The sequence below is a fragment of the Caulobacter sp. 1776 genome (genome assembly GCF_040545685.1).
GTDB lineage: Bacteria > Pseudomonadota > Alphaproteobacteria > Caulobacterales > Caulobacteraceae > Caulobacter.
In genome coordinates, this window is the sequence record NZ_JBEPMI010000005.1 from 236,804 (window position 1) to 252,112 (window position 15,309).

General features: G+C 68.5%; 17 protein-coding genes. 12 read left to right on the forward strand and 5 right to left on the reverse strand.

The features are described from left to right. Positions 1-40: 40 nt before the first annotated feature. From ABIC66_RS14765 to htpX, 8 genes are all read left to right on the forward strand, one after another. A complete protein-coding gene (locus ABIC66_RS14765) occupies positions 41-457 on the forward strand; it encodes a host attachment protein (protein WP_354071039.1) in 417 nt (138 codons plus the stop codon). A gap of 120 nt (positions 458-577) precedes the next feature. Continuing rightward, complete coding sequence (locus ABIC66_RS14770) at positions 578-1,855, forward strand: DUF1254 domain-containing protein (RefSeq protein ID WP_354071040.1); 1,278 nt, start codon at positions 578-580, stop codon at positions 1,853-1,855. A 68-nt stretch (positions 1,856-1,923) separates the two neighbouring features. Beyond that, positions 1,924-3,033 carry an S-(hydroxymethyl)glutathione dehydrogenase/class III alcohol dehydrogenase gene (locus tag ABIC66_RS14775; RefSeq protein WP_354071041.1) on the forward strand — a complete coding sequence of 370 codons (1,110 nt, stop codon included), beginning with the start codon at positions 1,924-1,926 and terminating at the stop codon, positions 3,031-3,033. Positions 3,034-3,047: 14 nt separating this feature from the next. Next, complete coding sequence (locus ABIC66_RS14780) at positions 3,048-3,590, forward strand: RBBP9/YdeN family alpha/beta hydrolase (protein ID WP_354071284.1); 543 nt, start codon at positions 3,048-3,050, stop codon at positions 3,588-3,590. Then, the gene (gene fghA, locus ABIC66_RS14785; protein ID WP_354071042.1) at positions 3,587-4,420 is read left to right on the forward strand and encodes an S-formylglutathione hydrolase; all 834 of its coding nucleotides are present in this window, start codon (positions 3,587-3,589) and stop codon (positions 4,418-4,420) included. The genes ABIC66_RS14780 and fghA overlap by 4 nt, the downstream gene beginning before the upstream one ends. Positions 4,421-4,579: 159 nt before the next feature. Further along, positions 4,580-5,197 (forward strand): 30S ribosomal protein S4, encoded by a 618-nt coding sequence (rpsD, locus tag ABIC66_RS14790; RefSeq protein ID WP_058350036.1) that lies wholly within the window; start codon positions 4,580-4,582, stop codon positions 5,195-5,197. A 275-nt stretch (positions 5,198-5,472) separates the two neighbouring features. After that, entirely contained in the window at positions 5,473-5,769 is a 297-nt protein-coding gene (locus tag ABIC66_RS14795; RefSeq protein WP_354071043.1) for a TFIIB-type zinc ribbon-containing protein, read from the forward strand. A gap of 11 nt (positions 5,770-5,780) precedes the next feature. Then, positions 5,781-6,707 (forward strand): zinc metalloprotease HtpX, encoded by a 927-nt coding sequence (htpX, locus tag ABIC66_RS14800; RefSeq protein WP_354071044.1) that lies wholly within the window; start codon positions 5,781-5,783, stop codon positions 6,705-6,707. Between the two features lie 152 nt (positions 6,708-6,859). On the opposite strand, the gene ABIC66_RS14805 is transcribed toward htpX, so the two are convergent. Further along, positions 6,860-7,996 carry a serine hydrolase domain-containing protein gene (locus ABIC66_RS14805; protein ID WP_354071045.1) on the reverse strand — a complete coding sequence of 379 codons (1,137 nt, stop codon included), beginning with the start codon at positions 7,994-7,996 and terminating at the stop codon, positions 6,860-6,862. A 109-nt stretch (positions 7,997-8,105) separates the two neighbouring features. Between ABIC66_RS14805 and ABIC66_RS14810 the strand changes: the two genes are divergently transcribed. Further along, positions 8,106-8,456, forward strand: coding sequence for a hypothetical protein (locus ABIC66_RS14810; protein WP_354071046.1), 351 nt, complete (start codon positions 8,106-8,108; stop codon positions 8,454-8,456). A 127-nt stretch (positions 8,457-8,583) separates the two neighbouring features. On the opposite strand, the gene ABIC66_RS14815 is transcribed toward ABIC66_RS14810, so the two are convergent. From ABIC66_RS14815 to ABIC66_RS14830, 4 genes are all read right to left on the reverse strand, one after another. Then, complete coding sequence (locus ABIC66_RS14815) at positions 8,584-9,003, reverse strand: acyl-CoA thioesterase (RefSeq protein ID WP_354071047.1); 420 nt, start codon at positions 9,001-9,003, stop codon at positions 8,584-8,586. A gap of 73 nt (positions 9,004-9,076) precedes the next feature. Then, positions 9,077-9,418 (reverse strand): Grx4 family monothiol glutaredoxin, encoded by a 342-nt coding sequence (gene grxD, locus ABIC66_RS14820; RefSeq protein WP_354071048.1) that lies wholly within the window; start codon positions 9,416-9,418, stop codon positions 9,077-9,079. Positions 9,419-9,486: 68 nt separating this feature from the next. After that, a complete protein-coding gene (locus ABIC66_RS14825; RefSeq protein ID WP_354071049.1) occupies positions 9,487-10,377 on the reverse strand; it encodes an aldo-keto reductase family protein in 891 nt (296 codons plus the stop codon). 10 nt (positions 10,378-10,387) lie between these two features. Next, positions 10,388-10,624: a BolA/IbaG family iron-sulfur metabolism protein gene (locus tag ABIC66_RS14830; RefSeq protein WP_354071050.1), complete on the reverse strand. Its 237-nt coding sequence runs from the start codon at positions 10,622-10,624 to the stop codon at positions 10,388-10,390. A 144-nt stretch (positions 10,625-10,768) separates the two neighbouring features. Here ABIC66_RS14830 and ABIC66_RS14835 point away from each other — a divergent pair, with 144 nt between their 5' ends. From ABIC66_RS14835 to ABIC66_RS14845, 3 genes are all read left to right on the forward strand, one after another. Continuing rightward, the gene (locus tag ABIC66_RS14835) at positions 10,769-11,695 is read left to right on the forward strand and encodes a M20/M25/M40 family metallo-hydrolase (RefSeq protein WP_354071051.1); all 927 of its coding nucleotides are present in this window, start codon (positions 10,769-10,771) and stop codon (positions 11,693-11,695) included. Between the two features lie 132 nt (positions 11,696-11,827). Next, positions 11,828-13,651, forward strand: coding sequence for a PAS domain-containing hybrid sensor histidine kinase/response regulator (locus tag ABIC66_RS14840; RefSeq protein WP_502910360.1), 1,824 nt, complete (start codon positions 11,828-11,830; stop codon positions 13,649-13,651). A 116-nt stretch (positions 13,652-13,767) separates the two neighbouring features. Continuing rightward, entirely contained in the window at positions 13,768-15,303 is a 1,536-nt protein-coding gene (locus ABIC66_RS14845) for an MHYT domain-containing protein (RefSeq protein WP_354071052.1), read from the forward strand. The last annotated feature ends 6 nt before the right edge of the window (positions 15,304-15,309 follow it).

Genomic DNA, 15,309 nt, shown 5'->3' on the forward strand with positions numbered 1-15,309 from the left:
CGCGCAGGGTCCTTGGCGTGGTCAAGCCAAGGAGTTTCGGATGATCCCCGACGCAAGAACCCTGATCGTCGTCGCCGACGGACATCGCGCCCGCCTGCTGGAGCAGCCGCGCATTGGCGGCCCGCTGCACGACCGTCCCGAATGGCTGTCGGGCCTGAAGGAGCATCACGAGCGCGACGGGCCCAGTCACATCACCCATCCCGGCGACCCGCGCGACCGGGCCGAGAAGGCCTTCCTGCGCGACTTGGCCAAGCGGCTCGACGACCTGAACGCCCGCCATGGCTTCGATCAGGTGATCCTGGTGGCGCCACCCCGGGCCCTGGGGCACCTGCGCCGGGGCCTGTCGACGACGGTGGCCCGCAAGGTCATCGGCTCGGACGCCCACGAGCGTGTCGACGCCACCATCATCACGTTGCAGAGCGTGGTCCAGGCCGCGCGTTTCGCCAGCGCCGCCTGACCGTGTGGGGCGGGGAGGGGCGCGGCCCTTCCCCGAACCGCGCTCGACTTGCGCCCCGAACTTGCGCCTCGCGCCAATCGCGCGTTCACTGCCCTCAAACAAACGTTCGGGGAGGGTGCGATGAACCGTCGAGAGCTGCTGGTCATGGCCAGCGCGTTGGCCCTGTCTCCAGCTGTCGCGCGCGCGGCGGTGGGCGACGCCGCCGCCGCGCGGGACGCCTATCTCTACGCCCTGCCGCTGATCGAGATGGCCACGACGCGGGCGCGCCTGCTGAAGGCGCCGGGCGCGGGGATCAACCAGCTGACCCACACGCGGACCCTGTCGGACCACGCGGCCCGCAGGGTGACCACGCCCAACAACGACACCCTCTATTCCTCGGCCTTCCTGGACCTGACCCAGGGGCCGGTGACCCTGACCATCCCGCCGCTGGGCAAGCGCTACTACTCGGTGGCGGTGATGGACATGTTCACCAACAACAACGTCGTGCTGGGGACCCGGACCATCGGCGGCCAGGGCGGGACCTTCACCCTGGTCGGGCCAGGTCAGGCCTCGACCGGGCCGAACCCGACACGCATCGCCACGCCGCACGCCTGGCTGCTGATCCGCACCCTGACCGACGGCGGCGCTGATCTCGACGCCGCGCACAAGGCCCAGGACGGCTTCACGGTGAAGGGCCCGGCCGGAGGCGCGGTCGCCGCCTACGCCAACCGGGACGCTAAGCCGTCCGACTATTTCGCGACCGCCCGCGCGCTGCTGGCCAGCGATCCAGCCCCGCCGACCGACCTGCGGATCCTGGCCCGTACCGCGACCTTCCTGGGCGCGGGGCCGTTCGACGAGGCCGCGGCGACCGCCGGCGTCGAGCAGGCCCGGACGATCGCCGTCTTCGCCAGGGGGCGGCAGACCTTCGTCGATGGCTGGTCCTATCCGCGCGCCAATCTCGGCGACTACGGCCAGGACTATCTGTATCGGGGCATCGTCGCCCTGCAGGGGCTGGGCGCGCTGCCGGTGGCCGAGGCCATGTACATGAAGGCGGCCGGCGACGACGGGACGGGGACCTTCACCGGCGACGGCCTCTACCGCCTGAGCCTGCCGGCCCAGCTGCCGCTGGACGGCTTCTGGTCGCTGTCGATGTACGAGGCCACGCCGGACGGCCAGTTCTTCTTCACCGACAACCCGCTCAAGCGTTACACGGTCGGCGACCGCACGCCGGGCTTGAAGCGCAACGCCGACGGGTCGCTGGACGTCTGGATCGGCCGGATCGACCCGGGCGGCGAGCGCGCGACCAACTGGCTGCCGGCGCCCAAGAGCGGTCCGTTCGCTCTATACCTGCGTGCCTATCTGCCGAGGGCGGAACTGCTGGACGGCCGCTTCCGCTTCCCGCCGGTGACCAAGGCCTGATCGGGGCTCGACCCCAACGACGGGGAGCGGCAAAGTCGCGCCGACTCGCCTTGCTGGAGATACGCCCGATGAAGACCCGCGCCGCCGTCGCTTTCGCCGCCAAGCAGCCGCTGGAGATCGTCGAGGTCGACCTGGAAGGTCCCCGCGCCGGCGAGGTGTTGGTCGAGATCAAGGCCACCGGCGTCTGCCACACCGACGCCTACACCCTGGACGGCCTGGACAGCGAGGGCCTGTTCCCCTCGATCCTGGGCCACGAGGGCGCGGGCGTGGTGGTCGAGGTGGGCCCCGGTGTCACCTCGGTGGCGGTCGGCGACCACGTGATCCCGCTCTACACGCCCGAATGTCGGCAGTGCAAAAGCTGCCTGTCGGGCAAGACCAACCTCTGCACGGCGATCCGCGCCACCCAAGGCAAGGGGCTGATGCCCGATGGGACGAGCCGCTTCTCGTACAGGGGCCAGACCATCCACCACTACATGGGCTGCTCGACCTTCTCGAACTACACGGTGCTGCCCGAGATCGCCGTGGCCAAGATCCGCCGCGACGCGCCGTTCAAGACCGCCTGCTACTGCGGGTGTGGCGTGACGACGGGCGTGGGCGCGGTGGTCAACACCGCCAAGGTCGAGCCGGGCGCCAACGCGGTGGTGTTCGGCCTGGGCGGCATCGGCCTGAACGTCATCCAGGGCCTGAAACTGGTCGGCGCCAACATGATCGTCGGCGTCGACATCAATCCGGACCGGGAAGCGTGGGGCCGCAAGTTCGGCATGACCCACTTCGTCAACCCGAAGACCATCGACGGCGACATCGTCGCCCACCTGGTGGCCCTGACCGACGGCGGCGCGGACTACACCTTCGACGCCACCGGCAACACCACGGTCATGCGTCAGGCGCTGGAGGCCTGCCATCGCGGCTGGGGCGAGAGCATCATCATCGGCGTGGCCGAGGCCGGCAAGGAGATCGCCACCCGTCCGTTCCAGCTGGTCACCGGCCGGGTCTGGAGAGGCACGGCCTTCGGCGGCGCGCGCGGTCGCACCGACACGCCCAAGATCGTCGACTGGTACATGGACGGGAAGATCCAGATCGACCCGATGATCACCCACGTCCTGCCGCTGGAAGACATCAACAAGGCCTTCGACCTTATGCACGCCGGCGAGAGCATCCGGACCGTGGTGACGTTCTGACCCGGATCATCGTCATCCCTGGCATCGGCGGATCCGGCGACGCCCACTGGCAGACGCGGTGGGAGCGCGCCGATCCGAACCTGGTCCGCTTCGCGCCGAGCAGCTGGGACGAGCCCGATCTGGCGGACTGGCTGGCGGCGCTCGACCAGGCCGTCGCCGCCGCGCCCGAGCCGCCGGTGCTGGTCGCCCACAGCCTGGGCTGCCTTCTGGTCGCCCACTGGTGGGCGCGAGGCGGGCAGGGCGCGCGGGGCGCGTTCCTGGTGGCCACGCCCGACCCTGACGGGCCGGCGTTCCCGGCCGTGGAGGCCGCCAGCTTCCGCGATCCGCCCAGGACCGCCGCGCCGTTTCCCGTGCGGATGATCGCCAGCGCCGACGATCCCTACGGGACGCTGGATCACGCGGCCGCCCGCGCCGCCGACTGGGGTGCGAGCCTGGTCGAGGCCGGCGCCCTGGGCCACGTCAACGCCGGCAGCGGCCTTGGCGACTGGCCGCGGGGCCGGGCGTTGCTGTCGGATTTCCTCGCCTCGCTGGCGTCCGAAGATCGAGTTGCGTCATGACCGTCGAGACCCTGAACACCCATCGCCTCCACGGCGGGACCCTGCGCTACTGCCGGCACGCCAGCACCAGCACCGGCACGCCGATGAGGTTCACGGTGTGGACGCCGGACGGAGAGGGGCCGTTCCCCTATCTCGTCTGGCTGTCCGGCCTGACCTGCACCGAGGACAATTTCACGGTGAAGTCAGGCGTCTATGAGCACGCGGCCAAGCATGGCGTGGCCATCGTCGCGCCCGACACCAGCCCGCGCGGCGAGGGCGTGGCCGACGACCCGGCCTATGACCTGGGGCAGGGGGCGGGCTTCTATGTCGACGCCACCCAGGCCCCGTGGGCCCCGCATTTCAAGATGTACGCCTATGTCACCGGCGACCTGCTGATGGCCGTCGACGGCGCCTTCCCACTGGACGCAGGCCGGCGGGGGATCTTCGGCCACTCGATGGGCGGCCACGGCGCGCTGACCATCGCCCTGCGCAACCCGGAGCTCTTCAAGTCGGTGAGCGCCTTCGCCCCGATCGTCTCGCCGCTGAACTGCCCCTGGGGCGACAAGGCGATGACCGCCTATCTGGGCCCCGATCGCGCGTTGTGGCGGGCTCACGACGCCTGCGCGCTGATCGAGGAGGGGGCGGGGGCCAGCTTCGACGACATCCTGATCGACCAGGGCCTGGCCGACAGCTTCCTGGAAAGCCAGCTGAAGCCCGAGCTGATCGAAGCCGCCGCCGAGAAGGCCGGCCGCAAGGTCACGGTTCGCCGCCAGGACGGCTACGACCACAGCTACTTCTTCATCACGACCTTCATCGGGGATCACGTGAGATGGCACGTGCAACGGCTCTAAGACATTGACTCCGATATGTCCCTTCGGCATAACCCGCGCCTTCACGCCGCCGGCTCGCCGCGCGGCGCGAATATCGCATACGGATTGACCCGAAGCCGCCGTTGAGATCGCACCTCTTTCTGAAGGGGAGCCGGCCCGGATCGAATAGAAGAGTGACCTATGTCGAAGCGCCATAGCGCCAAGTACAAAATCGACCGCCGTATGGGTGAAAACCTGTGGGGCCGTCCCAAGTCCCCGGTCAACCAACGCTCGTACGGCCCCGGCCAGCACGGCCAACGCCGCAAGCAGAAGGTTTCGGACTTCGGCCTGCAGCTGCGCGCCAAGCAAAAGCTGAAGGGCTACTACGGCAACCTGACCGAGAAGCAATTCTCGCGCACCTACGAGGAAGCCGCCCGCCGCAAGGGCAACACCTCGGAAAACCTGATCGCTCTGCTCGAATCGCGCCTGGACGCCATCGTCTATCGCGCCAAGTTCGTGCCGACCGTGTTCGCCGCCCGCCAGTTCGTGAACCACGGCCACGTGACCGTGAACGGCAAGCGCGTGAACATCCCGTCGTACCGCTGCAAGGCCGGTGACGTGATCGCGGTCCGCGAAAAGTCGCGCAACATGGCTCTCGTGCTCGAAGCCGTCGCCTCGAACGAGCGCGACTTCGCCGAGTACGTTTCGGTCGACGCCAAGGGCCTGTCGGCCACCTTCGTCCGCGCTCCGGAACTGTCGGAAGTTCCGTATCCGGTGAAGATGGAACCGAACCTGGTCGTCGAATTCTACGCTTCGTAAGCGTCGGATCCGAACCAACACGGAAAAGGCCCCGGAGCGATCCGGGGCCTTTTTTGTCGCCCCCTTAAGGGCCGAGGCGCCCTTGAAAGCCTCCGCCGGCGATCCCAGTTTAGTCGGGCGGGACCGGGCCCCTCTGGCGAGTGATGCAAGCACTCGTGATGTCGGACCGCATCGGGTGTTCTCGATGACTGGGTCCGGCCGCCTCAGCCCCCCTCCCCAAAGGCGCCGCCTGCATCGAGGACACCCGATCCATCCTTTCGGACCGGAGGTTCTAAATGCCCCTTCTGATGTGCCCCAACTGCGACGGCTCCATGCAGGCCGTGCAGCGCGTCGGCGTCGAGTTCGACATGTGCCCGCGCTGCCGCGGCGTCTGGCTGGACCGCGGCGAACTCGAGAAGCTGATGGCGGTCGAGCGCGAGGAGGTCCAGGCGACCTACGCAGCGCCGCGCCCCTACAGCCGTCCCGACCATCATCACGATCACTCCAAGCGCTACGACGATGACGACGACGATCGCCGCCGTCACGGCCATCACAAGAAAAAGCGCTTCGATCTCCTCGACATCTTCGACTGACGACTAGACCGATGAATTACCTCAAGACCTACATGCTGCTGGCGGGCCTGACGGCCCTGTTCATGGGCGCGGGCTATCTGATCGGCGGGCCGACGGGCATGCTGGTCGCCCTGGTCTTCGCCCTGGGCCTGAACGCCTTCTCGTACTGGAACGCCGACAAGATCGTGCTGCGAACCTATGGCGCGCAGGAAGTCGACGAGAGCCACCCCGAACCGCTGATCCGCAACTATGTGACCGACGTGGTCCAGATGGCCGCCAAGGCCGGCCTGCCGCGCCCGCGCGTCACCGTGATCGACAGCGACCAGCCCAACGCCTTCGCCACCGGCCGCGACCCCGCCCACGCGGCGGTCGCCGCCACGACGGGCTTGCTGCGCCTGCTGACCCGCGACGAGATCCGCGGCGTGATGGCTCACGAACTGGCCCATGTGAAGAACCGCGACACCCTGACCATGACCGTGACGGCCACCATCGCCGGCGCGATCTCGGCCCTTGCCAATTTCGCGTTCTTCTTCGGCGGCTCCCGCGACGAGGACAATAGAGGCGGCGTGATCGGCGCGATCGCCATCGCCATCCTGGCTCCGATCGCGGCGATGCTGGTGCAGATGGCCATCAGCCGGGCCCGTGAATACGAGGCCGATCGGATTGGCGCGGCGATCGGCGGCGATCCCGCCGCCTTGGCCCGAGCCCTCGAGAAGATCGAGGCCTATGCGCGCGGCGGCTACGTCAACTACGATGCCGAGCGCAATCCGGCCACGGCCCACATGTTCATCATCAACCCGCTGAACGGGAAGGGCGCCGACAGCCTGTTCTCGACCCACCCGGCGACCCACAACCGCGTCGAGGCCTTGATGCGACTGGGCGTGGGGCAAGCGACGCGGCGGGCGGCTTCGACGCTGGTTCCGCCGAGCGAGGGGCCAAACGTCGGCCCCTGGGGCTGACAAAGCTCTAAAACTCGTGTCATCCCGGAAGCCTCGTAGAGGCTGTCCGGGACCCAGGGGTCGGCGCAGTGCGGTGACCCCTAGGTCCCGGCTCTACGGTCCGCTGCGCGGCCCTTCGGCCGGGATGACACGGAAATTGTTCCCCGAGCGGCTTACGGCCCGACCGACGGAACCTCGCCATACTCCCACGTCCACGGCGCCCCGATGTCCCCGAGCGCCGCCTTGACCAGCGATGGGAAAACCTTCTGGCCCACGCCGCTGTTGGTCAGCAGCACCACGCAGCGCTTGCCCTTCTCGACGCAGACCAGCTGGTTGTCGGTGATGTCGTTGTGGCCGCCCTTGTAGAAGGCGTGGCCCTGCGGCCCGTCGAACACCACGACGCCGGTCCCGGCCTTCAGGCCGATCCTGGCGTTGTCGGGATTGTCCTTGATCAGGAACGGCGGGAACTGGCTCAGGCTGACGATCGGGAAGCTGCCCTTGTCGAACTCGGCCCGCGCCTTGGCCGACAGCCCCCAGCCCGAGACCATCGCCGCCGCCAGCTTCGACATGTCGGCGATGGTGGTGTCCAGCGACCCGGCCGCCTTCACGCTGGAGCGGTCGTCGTGCTCTTCCCACTTGCCGTCAGCGTGCTGGCCGTCGGCCAGGTTTCCCTTGAAGTCGTCGCGCCAGATCATGCTGGAGCGGGTCATGCCCAGCGGCTTGAACAGCCGCCGGTCCATCTCGTCGCCGACCTTCAGGGAGAGGCTCTGCTCGATGACGAACTGGGCCAGATTGACGCCCTCGTTGGAGTAGGCGTAGCGGCTGCCGGGCTCGAGGTTGAAGCGGAACTTGTTCTCGGGATCGTAGAAGCGCTGGTCGGCCAGGCCCGAGCTGTGGGTCAGCAGGCGGCGGAGCGTGATCGTCTTCCAGCGGTCGTCGACCGAGAGATCGGCGTATTTCGGATAGTCGGGCAAGGGCTTGGGCAGCATCTCGGCGATCGGTTTGTCGAGATCGAGCTTGCCGTCGTCGACCAGCATCAAGACGTAATAGGCGAACGTCGCCTTGGTGATCGAGGCCGCGTACATGATCGTGTCGGATGTCAGGGGATCGCCTTTCGCGTTGCGCACGCCCTTGGTCACGACATGGGCGACCTTGCCGTTGTCGATGACGGCCATGGCCACGCCGGGAATCTTCCCGGCGACCCGCAGGCGCTCGATCTCGGCGTCGAGCTTCTTGTAGTCGGCGGCATGAGCCGGGGCGGCCACGGCGGCGGCCAGCGATGCGGCTAGAAAAGCGGATCGAACGCGCACGATACTCTCCCCGAAGGCTGGTCAGTTCGCCAGCGGTGGGCGATCTTCAGCTCAGTTTGGGCCGTTCGTACAGAGGTCGATGGCAGGCGGGATTTCACGCAGAGGTTTTGTGCTCGCCGGCGCGGCGCTGAGCCTGACTGGCTGCGCGACGACGCCCCGGCTGCTGACCGCCGCGCCGGGCGAGACTTGGCCGGAGCTGGAGCCGCTGCTGGCCGTCGAAGCCGGGACGGAGACGCTGAAGATCCGGGTGACGTCCAAGGGCTGCGCGGCCAAGGCGGACTTCGTGTTCCGGGTCGATCGCCAGGCCGGCCACGCGGTGGTCGCGTTCGCTCGGCGGCGGCTGGAGACCTGCAGGGGGCCGGCGAGCGCCGCGGACCTGGTGTTTCGCTATGAAGAGCTGGGCCTGACGCGTGGCGAGCGCATCGTCATCGCCAATCCGGTGGCTTCTCCTCCCTCGTGAAACGGGGGAGGTGGCTCGGCGCGCAGCGGCGAGACGGAGGGGGCGCAGCCGTCGCACGACGCCCCCTCCGTCTCGATGCGTATCCGCATCGCGACACCTCCCCCGCTTCGCAGGGGAGGAGGGTTTGTCAGCCCTTCGGCGTGAACCGTTCGACCATCCAGGGCTCCACCCGCGCCGGGCGTTTGGCGGCGATGTCGATCAGCACCCAGTCGGTGCGGGTCTGGGCGCACATCTCGCCGTCGGGGCCGTCGATGCGGGCGAACCGTTCGAAGCGCGGACCCTTCAGCTCGCCGACCCAGGTATAGCCGGTGGCGGTCTCGCCCAGCAGCAGTTCGCGGCGATAATCGACTTCGTGGCGGCGGCAGACCCAGGTCCAGGGCGCGCGCTGCTCGGGTGTGGCCCAGGCTTCCCAGTGGGCGATGGCCAGATCCTGGACCCAGCTCAGATAGACCACGTTGTTGACGTGGCCGTTGGCGTCGATGTCCGACGCCGTGGGCAGGATGGTCAGGGAATAGGCGTCCGAAGGCGGGACGAAGACCCGGCTCACGCGCGTCCCCGCGCGTTCCCTTTGGACGGTGAGCCTCCCGGACGGCTCACCGCTTCGCACTTCGCCTGGAGGCTCACGCCTGCAGGACGCCCTGTTCGATCAGGAAGGTCTTCAGCTCGCCCGACTGGAACATCTCGCGGATGATGTCGCTGCCGCCGACGAACTCCCCCTTCACATAGAGCTGCGGGATGGTCGGCCAGTCGGTGAAGGTCTTGATGCCCTGGCGCAGGTCGTCGTCCTGCAGGACGTCGACGCCGACGAACTCGACGCCCAGATGGTCGAGGATCTGCACGACGACCGACGAGAAGCCGCAGCGCGGCTGGTCCGGCACGCCCTTCATGAAGACCACGACCGGCTGTTCGGCGACGGTCTTGGCGATGAAGTCCAGGGCGGGGGAGGAAGCGACGTCGGTCATTGGAAAATCAGGTCCTTGGCGGAAGTTCTCAGCTAGGCGCCGCGAGGCTCCGGGTCAAGTGCGGCGGATCAGGTGCGACCCTCCGCCTTCTCGCGTTCCTGGGCCGAGAAGCGGGCCATCTCGATCTGGGCGCAGACGCCGTTGGGCAGGTCGCGCTCGACCACGGCGGCCAGGCGCTCGACGTCGGCGCGGGTGTCGGCGGTGATGCGGATCGTCGATAGCGAGGGCTCGGTCAGGGCGTAGCCGAGGCAGATGTCCTCGCCGCTCCAGCCCTGGGTGGCGTGAAGGAACTCGTAGCCGCCGATATCGGCCAGCGGATCGGACCGACGTCGCCACAGCGACGGCTTGGGGCCGGCCATCTCGCCGCCCTCGCGCAGGGCCTGGGGCCAGAAATCCTCGCCGATCACCGCGAAGTCGTGCTGGGAGGCGTGACGGATGCGGTGACGATCGGCCCAGCCCGACGACAGGTTGAACGGCGAAGAGACGGCGGAGATCAGGCCGCTCTTCAGCAGGCCGGGATCGATATCGCCACGGCTGGCGACGCCCACGCCCCGCACCGCGCGGCTGTGGTGCAGCGAGCGCAGGCCGGCGTCGAAGGCGAACGGCAGGGCCGGGCCCAGCGGGTCGTTGACCAGAACGAGGTCCAGATAGGAGAGACCCAGGCCCTCGAAGGCCGACCCCAGCAGACTGTCGACGGCCTGCTGGCCCAAGGTGGCGGCGTCGCCGCGCACCCGCCAGGTCAGGAACAGCAGATGGCGCTCGACCGAGGCGAAGGCTTCGCTGGCGCCGCGCAGCAGTTCCGGCGAGTCGCCCTCGATCTGGAAGCTGTTGATGCCGTTTTCCAGGGCCGTGAACACCAGGGCGCGCCAATCGTTGGCCCGCAGGCGCGAGCTGTCGGCCAGGCGCAGGGTGAGCGCCGAAACCGCCATGCCCGAGACGCCGAAGGGCCGGTAGCGCACGCGTGTCCTCCTATTCGGCCGGGGCGGCGGTTTCGAGGGCCAGGGCGTGCAGGGTTCCGCCCAGCACGTCGGCCAGGGCCCTGTTGACCAGCTGATGCTGGCGCACGCGGTTCAGGCCCTTGAAGGCGGGCGAGACGATGCGGGCCTTCCAGTGATCGTTGTCGCCGGCCAGGTCGGTCAGCACGATCTCGGAATCCGGAAAGGCCGCGGCGAGGCGCGCTTCGAGGTCGGCATGGGACATGGGCACGGGAGGGCTCCGATCCTTGGAAGGTCTATGTGGCCGTGATTCCTTAAGAACAGGCTGAACTTTGACAGCGCTGGTCCTGAAGGCTGGCGGCTAATGTCGGAGATTTAATTGAAATCGCGGCCGGGCGCACGGCATGTAGGCGTCATGATCCGTCTTTCCTCACTCACCGCCGCCGCCGTCCTGTCCTTGGCGATCGTCGCGCCGGCCTTCGCGGGGCCTGGCGACAAGGCCATCGACGACGTCCGCATCCTCTCGGCCGACGACATGCAAGGCCGCGCGCCCGGCACGCCGGGGTCGGAGAAGGCGCGGGCCTACATCCTGTCGCGCTTCGCCGAGATCGGCCTGAAGCCGATCGGCGAGACGTTCGAGCAGCCCTTCAGCTACGCCAAGCGCGACGGCGCGACGGTAAACGGGATCAATCTGGTGGCCCGCATCAAGGGAAGCCAGGGCGGCAAGGCGATGGTCGTCTCGGCCCACTACGACCACTTGGGGGTCCGGGGCGGCGAGATCTACAACGGCGCCGACGACAACGCCTCGGGCGTGGCGGGCCTGCTGGCCGTGGCCGAGGCCTTCAAGGCCAGGCCGCCGAAGCACGACGTGATCCTGGCGGTGGTCGACGCCGAGGAGGGGGGCCTGCGCGGCGCCAGGGCGTTCGTCGCCGCCCCGCCGGTCCCGCTGGCCAGCATCGCGCTGGACATCAATTTCGACATGCTCAGCAAGAACCCCAAGAACGAGCTTTTTGTCTCGGGGACCGCGCCGTTCCCGTATCTGAAGCCGATCCTGGTCAAGGTCGCCACGACCGCGCCGGTGACCCTGAAGCTGGGTCACGACACCGACGCCGACGGCAAGGAAAACAATTGGACCAGCCAGTCCGACCACTACGCCTTCGCCGAGAACGGCGTGCCGTGGGTCTATTTCGGGGTCGAGGACCATCCCGAGTATCACAAGCCCACCGACGACTTCGCGACCGTGCCGCGGGACTTCTTCAAGCGATCGGTGGCGACGGTGATCCAGGCCAGCCAGGCCCTGGAGCGGAACCTTGACGACATATCCAAGACGTCGGGGCGCTAGACGCCGGTTTCACTGGGATTTCACGGCGCGGCGAATTGTCGCCCGAGGTGGCGGCCCCGGCTCATCGCTCCTTAATGTGAAGGTGGCCATCGTGCCGCCGACAACTTGGGAGTCGCCGCGATCACCCCCGCCATGGTGCGAGACCGGATCTTCAGAGCCGCGCCGACGGTGGCCGTCATCGTGGGCGCCGCCCTGGCGATGGACTTCCTGTACAATGTCGTCGTCATGCGTCGGCCGGACGCCTTCACGCCGCTGACCATCTTCATCATCGCGTCGATCGCCGGGCCGCTGTCCTTCTGGCTGACCGACCAGAAGATCCGGCTGGAGCGGATGCACGCGGATCTCTCCGCCAGCCTCGACGCCACCCAGAAGGCCAAGGACGAGGCCGACCGCCGCCGCCAGGAGGCCGAAGACGCCCTGGTCAAGCTGAGCGAGGCCGAACGTCTCTACCGCCTGCTGGGCGACAACCTGACCGACCACGTCGCCCTGTGGACCCCGAAGGGCGAGCGACTCTACAGCTCGCCCAGCATCACCCGGATCACCGGCTATTCGGCCGACGAGTTCATGGCCCTGCCGCCCACCGCCATGGTCAGCGACGCAGACTTCAAGCGCGTGCAGGGCGTCATCGGCCGCCTGACACCCGGCGGCCCGCCGGCCAGCGCCGACTACGAGTGCTTCCGCAAGGACGGCTCCGCGATCTGGCTCGAGAGCAGCTATTCGCGGCTGGGCGACGGCTCGGGCATCCTGCTGGTCACCTCGCGCGACATCACCGAGCGCAAGCAGCTCGAGATGGACATCGCCAAGGCCCTGGAGATGGCCGAGGCCGCGTCGGCCGCCAAGTCCGACTTCCTGGCCAACATGACTCACGAGCTGCGCACGCCACTGACCGCGATCCTAGGCTTCGCCGAGGTGTTGCGTCGCTCGCGCGGCCTGACCAGGACCGCCGCTCGCCAGATCGGCCACATTCTCGACGCCAGCAACACGCTGCTCAGCGTCGTCAACGACGTGCTGGACTTCTCGCGGCTGGAGGCCGGCGGGCTGGAGCTGGATCCGGGCCCGTTCGACCCGGCGGCCATGGCCTCGTCTTGCGCGGCCCTGGTGCAGGAGCGCGCCACGGCCAAGGGGCTGAAGGTTGTGGTCCGCGCCGCTAAGGGCCTGGCGCCCATGAATCTGGACGGCCCGCGTCTTTCGCAAGTGTTGCTGAACTTCCTGTCCAACGCCGTGAAGTTCACGGCGCACGGGACGATCACCGTGGCGCTCGGCCAGGTCGTGGAGGGCGATCAGGCGGTGCTGCGCGGTGAAGTCGTCGACACCGGGATCGGCATCGCGCCCGAGCATCGCGAGGCCATCTTCGATCGCTTCTCGCAGGCCGACGCGGCGGTCTCGCGCCGGTTCGGCGGCACGGGCCTGGGCCTGGCGATCTCGCGCCGGATCATCGAGCGGATGGAGGGCCGCATCGGCGTCGACAGCATCGAAGGGCAAGGCTCGACCTTCTGGTTCGAGGTCCGGGGACCGCTGGCCGACCTGCCCGCGCCCGAGGCCGAGGATGCGCCGCCGCTGAACGCCGACGCCGGGGTGCGCCTGCTGCTGGTCGAGGACAACGCGGTCAATCGCGAGCTGATCCGCACCATGCTGGAGCCGTTCGGCATCGGCGTGGAGACCGCCCATGACGGCGTCGCGGGCGTCGAGGCCATGCGCCAGGGCCAGTACGACCTCGTCCTGATGGACGTGCAGATGCCGGTGATGGACGGCCTGACCGCCACCCGCGAGATCCGGGCCATGGAAGGGGCGCGTGGCGTCGCCACCCCGATCGTGGCCATGACCGCCAATGTCCTGCCCGAACAGATCGCCACCTGCCTGGCGGCCGGCATGGACGATCACCTGGGAAAGCCGATCAATCCGACCAAGCTGCTCGAGGCGGTGGCGCGGTGGTCGGGAAGGGCGCACGCGGCTTAGGGGAAGCCGCGGCCCTGATCCGGCGCGGGGATCCATAACGGCAACCCCGCGCGTTACGCATGCACGGAACCGTAAGCTTGGAAGCCTAAGACGGGCGTGTTCCACGTTGGATGTCCATGCAGCACGTTCACCAACCGGCCTATGTTCTGCTTTCTCTGCTGGTGGCGGTCCTGGGGTCGTGGACCGCTCTGGACCTGTTCCGGCGCGTGCGCACGCATGTGGGGCGGGCGCGGACGGTTTGGCTGGGCGTCGCCGCCTTCGCCATGGGCGCCAGCATCTGGTCGATGCACTTCATCGCCATGCTGGGTTTCGACCCCGGCGCGCCGGTTCGCTACGATCTGCCGCTGACCGCCCTCTCCCTAGCGCTGGCGATCATGGCCACGGGTTGCGCGTTTTTCGCGGCCGCCGAGGTCGGGGCGTCGTGGCGGCGGGTGATCGTCGCCGGCGGTGTGATGGGGGCGGGCATCTGCCTGATGCACTATGTCGGCATGGCGGCTCTGCGGACCGCCGTGTCGCTAGGCTACGATCATGTCCTGGTGGGGCTGTCGTTCCTGATCGCGGTGGGCGCGTCGACCGCCGCTCTGGTCGCCGCGCAGGAGGAGCGCTCGAAGCTCTGGCGCGCGGTGGCCGCCGGCCTCCTGGGCGCGGCGATCGTGGGGATGCACTATACGGCGATGAGCGCCCTGCGCCTGACGCGGGTCGAGGTTCATGCCCTGGAAGGCGCGGGTATCCCCTCGCTGGGCTTGGCGGTCGGCGTCGCCACGGGCGTCGCGGTCATCCTGTTCCTGGCCCTGGCGGCGGCGCTCTACGATCGCCGACTGGACGTGCTGGGCGGACTGGACGCCGGACGGGTGGGCTACTGGGAGCTCGCCTTGCCGCAGCGGTTTCTGCACGTTTCGGAATGCGCGCGGGAGATCCTCGGCATCGGCGCCGACGAGACCTTCGGATACGCCGAATGGACCGCCGCTGTTCACCCGGACGACCGAGAGCGGGGTGAGGCCGAGTTTGTCGCGGCCCTGGCCGCGCACGTCGACTACGACGCCGAATACCGGGTCATCCGGCCCGATGGCCAGGTGCGATGGATCAATGTCCGAGGACGCGCCAAAAACGACTCACGCGGCCGGCCTCTGCGCATAATCGGGGTGCTGCTCGACGTCACGGATCGCCACACCGCCTTCGCCGCCGTCGCCGAAAGCGAGGACCGCTTCCGCCTGATCGCCGACAGCGCGCCGGCGCTGATTTGGATGACCGACGCGGGCGGGCGGACGATTTTCGTCAATCGCCACTACCAGGTCCTGTTCGGCCGCTCGCACGAGGAGATGCCGGGGCCGCGATGGGCCGGCGCGATCCGGCCCGAGGATCGTCCGAACTTTCATCGGGAGTTCTCCGACGCGGTGATCCACCAGCGCGGGTTCATGATCTACACACGGGTCACCGACCGCGAGGATCGAATCCTATGGCTGAGGTGCGAGGGCACGCCACGGTTCGACGCCGACGGGACATTCCTGGGGCATACGGGCTGCAATGTCGACGTGACGGGCGACGAGCGGCCGGGAATCGCGCCGCGACCCGAGCAGCACGTCAAATCGCGAGACGGTCTGAGCGCCCGCGCGATCGGCCGTCCGCCGCGCAGCGCGGCGAACGAAATCTGAGGAGCG

What these genes read in the sequence shown, in the direction of transcription:
- ABIC66_RS14765 (WP_354071039.1), top strand. Translation starts at nt 41, where the DNA reads ATGATCCCCGACGCAAGAACCCTGATCGTCGTCGCCGACGGACATCGC.
- ABIC66_RS14770 (WP_354071040.1), top strand. Translation starts at nt 578, where the DNA reads ATGAACCGTCGAGAGCTGCTGGTCATGGCCAGCGCGTTGGCCCTGTCT.
- ABIC66_RS14775 (WP_354071041.1), top strand. Translation starts at nt 1,924, where the DNA reads ATGAAGACCCGCGCCGCCGTCGCTTTCGCCGCCAAGCAGCCGCTGGAG.
- fghA (WP_354071042.1), top strand. Translation starts at nt 3,587, where the DNA reads ATGACCGTCGAGACCCTGAACACCCATCGCCTCCACGGCGGGACCCTG.
- rpsD (WP_058350036.1), top strand. Translation starts at nt 4,580, where the DNA reads ATGTCGAAGCGCCATAGCGCCAAGTACAAAATCGACCGCCGTATGGGT.
- ABIC66_RS14795 (WP_354071043.1), top strand. Translation starts at nt 5,473, where the DNA reads ATGCCCCTTCTGATGTGCCCCAACTGCGACGGCTCCATGCAGGCCGTG.
- htpX (WP_354071044.1), top strand. Translation starts at nt 5,781, where the DNA reads ATGAATTACCTCAAGACCTACATGCTGCTGGCGGGCCTGACGGCCCTG.
- grxD (WP_354071048.1), bottom strand. Translation starts at nt 9,418, where the DNA reads ATGACCGACGTCGCTTCCTCCCCCGCCCTGGACTTCATCGCCAAGACC.
- ABIC66_RS14835 (WP_354071051.1), top strand. Translation starts at nt 10,769, where the DNA reads ATGATCCGTCTTTCCTCACTCACCGCCGCCGCCGTCCTGTCCTTGGCG.
- ABIC66_RS14840 (WP_502910360.1), top strand. Translation starts at nt 11,828, where the DNA reads ATGGTGCGAGACCGGATCTTCAGAGCCGCGCCGACGGTGGCCGTCATC.
- ABIC66_RS14845 (WP_354071052.1), top strand. Translation starts at nt 13,768, where the DNA reads ATGCAGCACGTTCACCAACCGGCCTATGTTCTGCTTTCTCTGCTGGTG.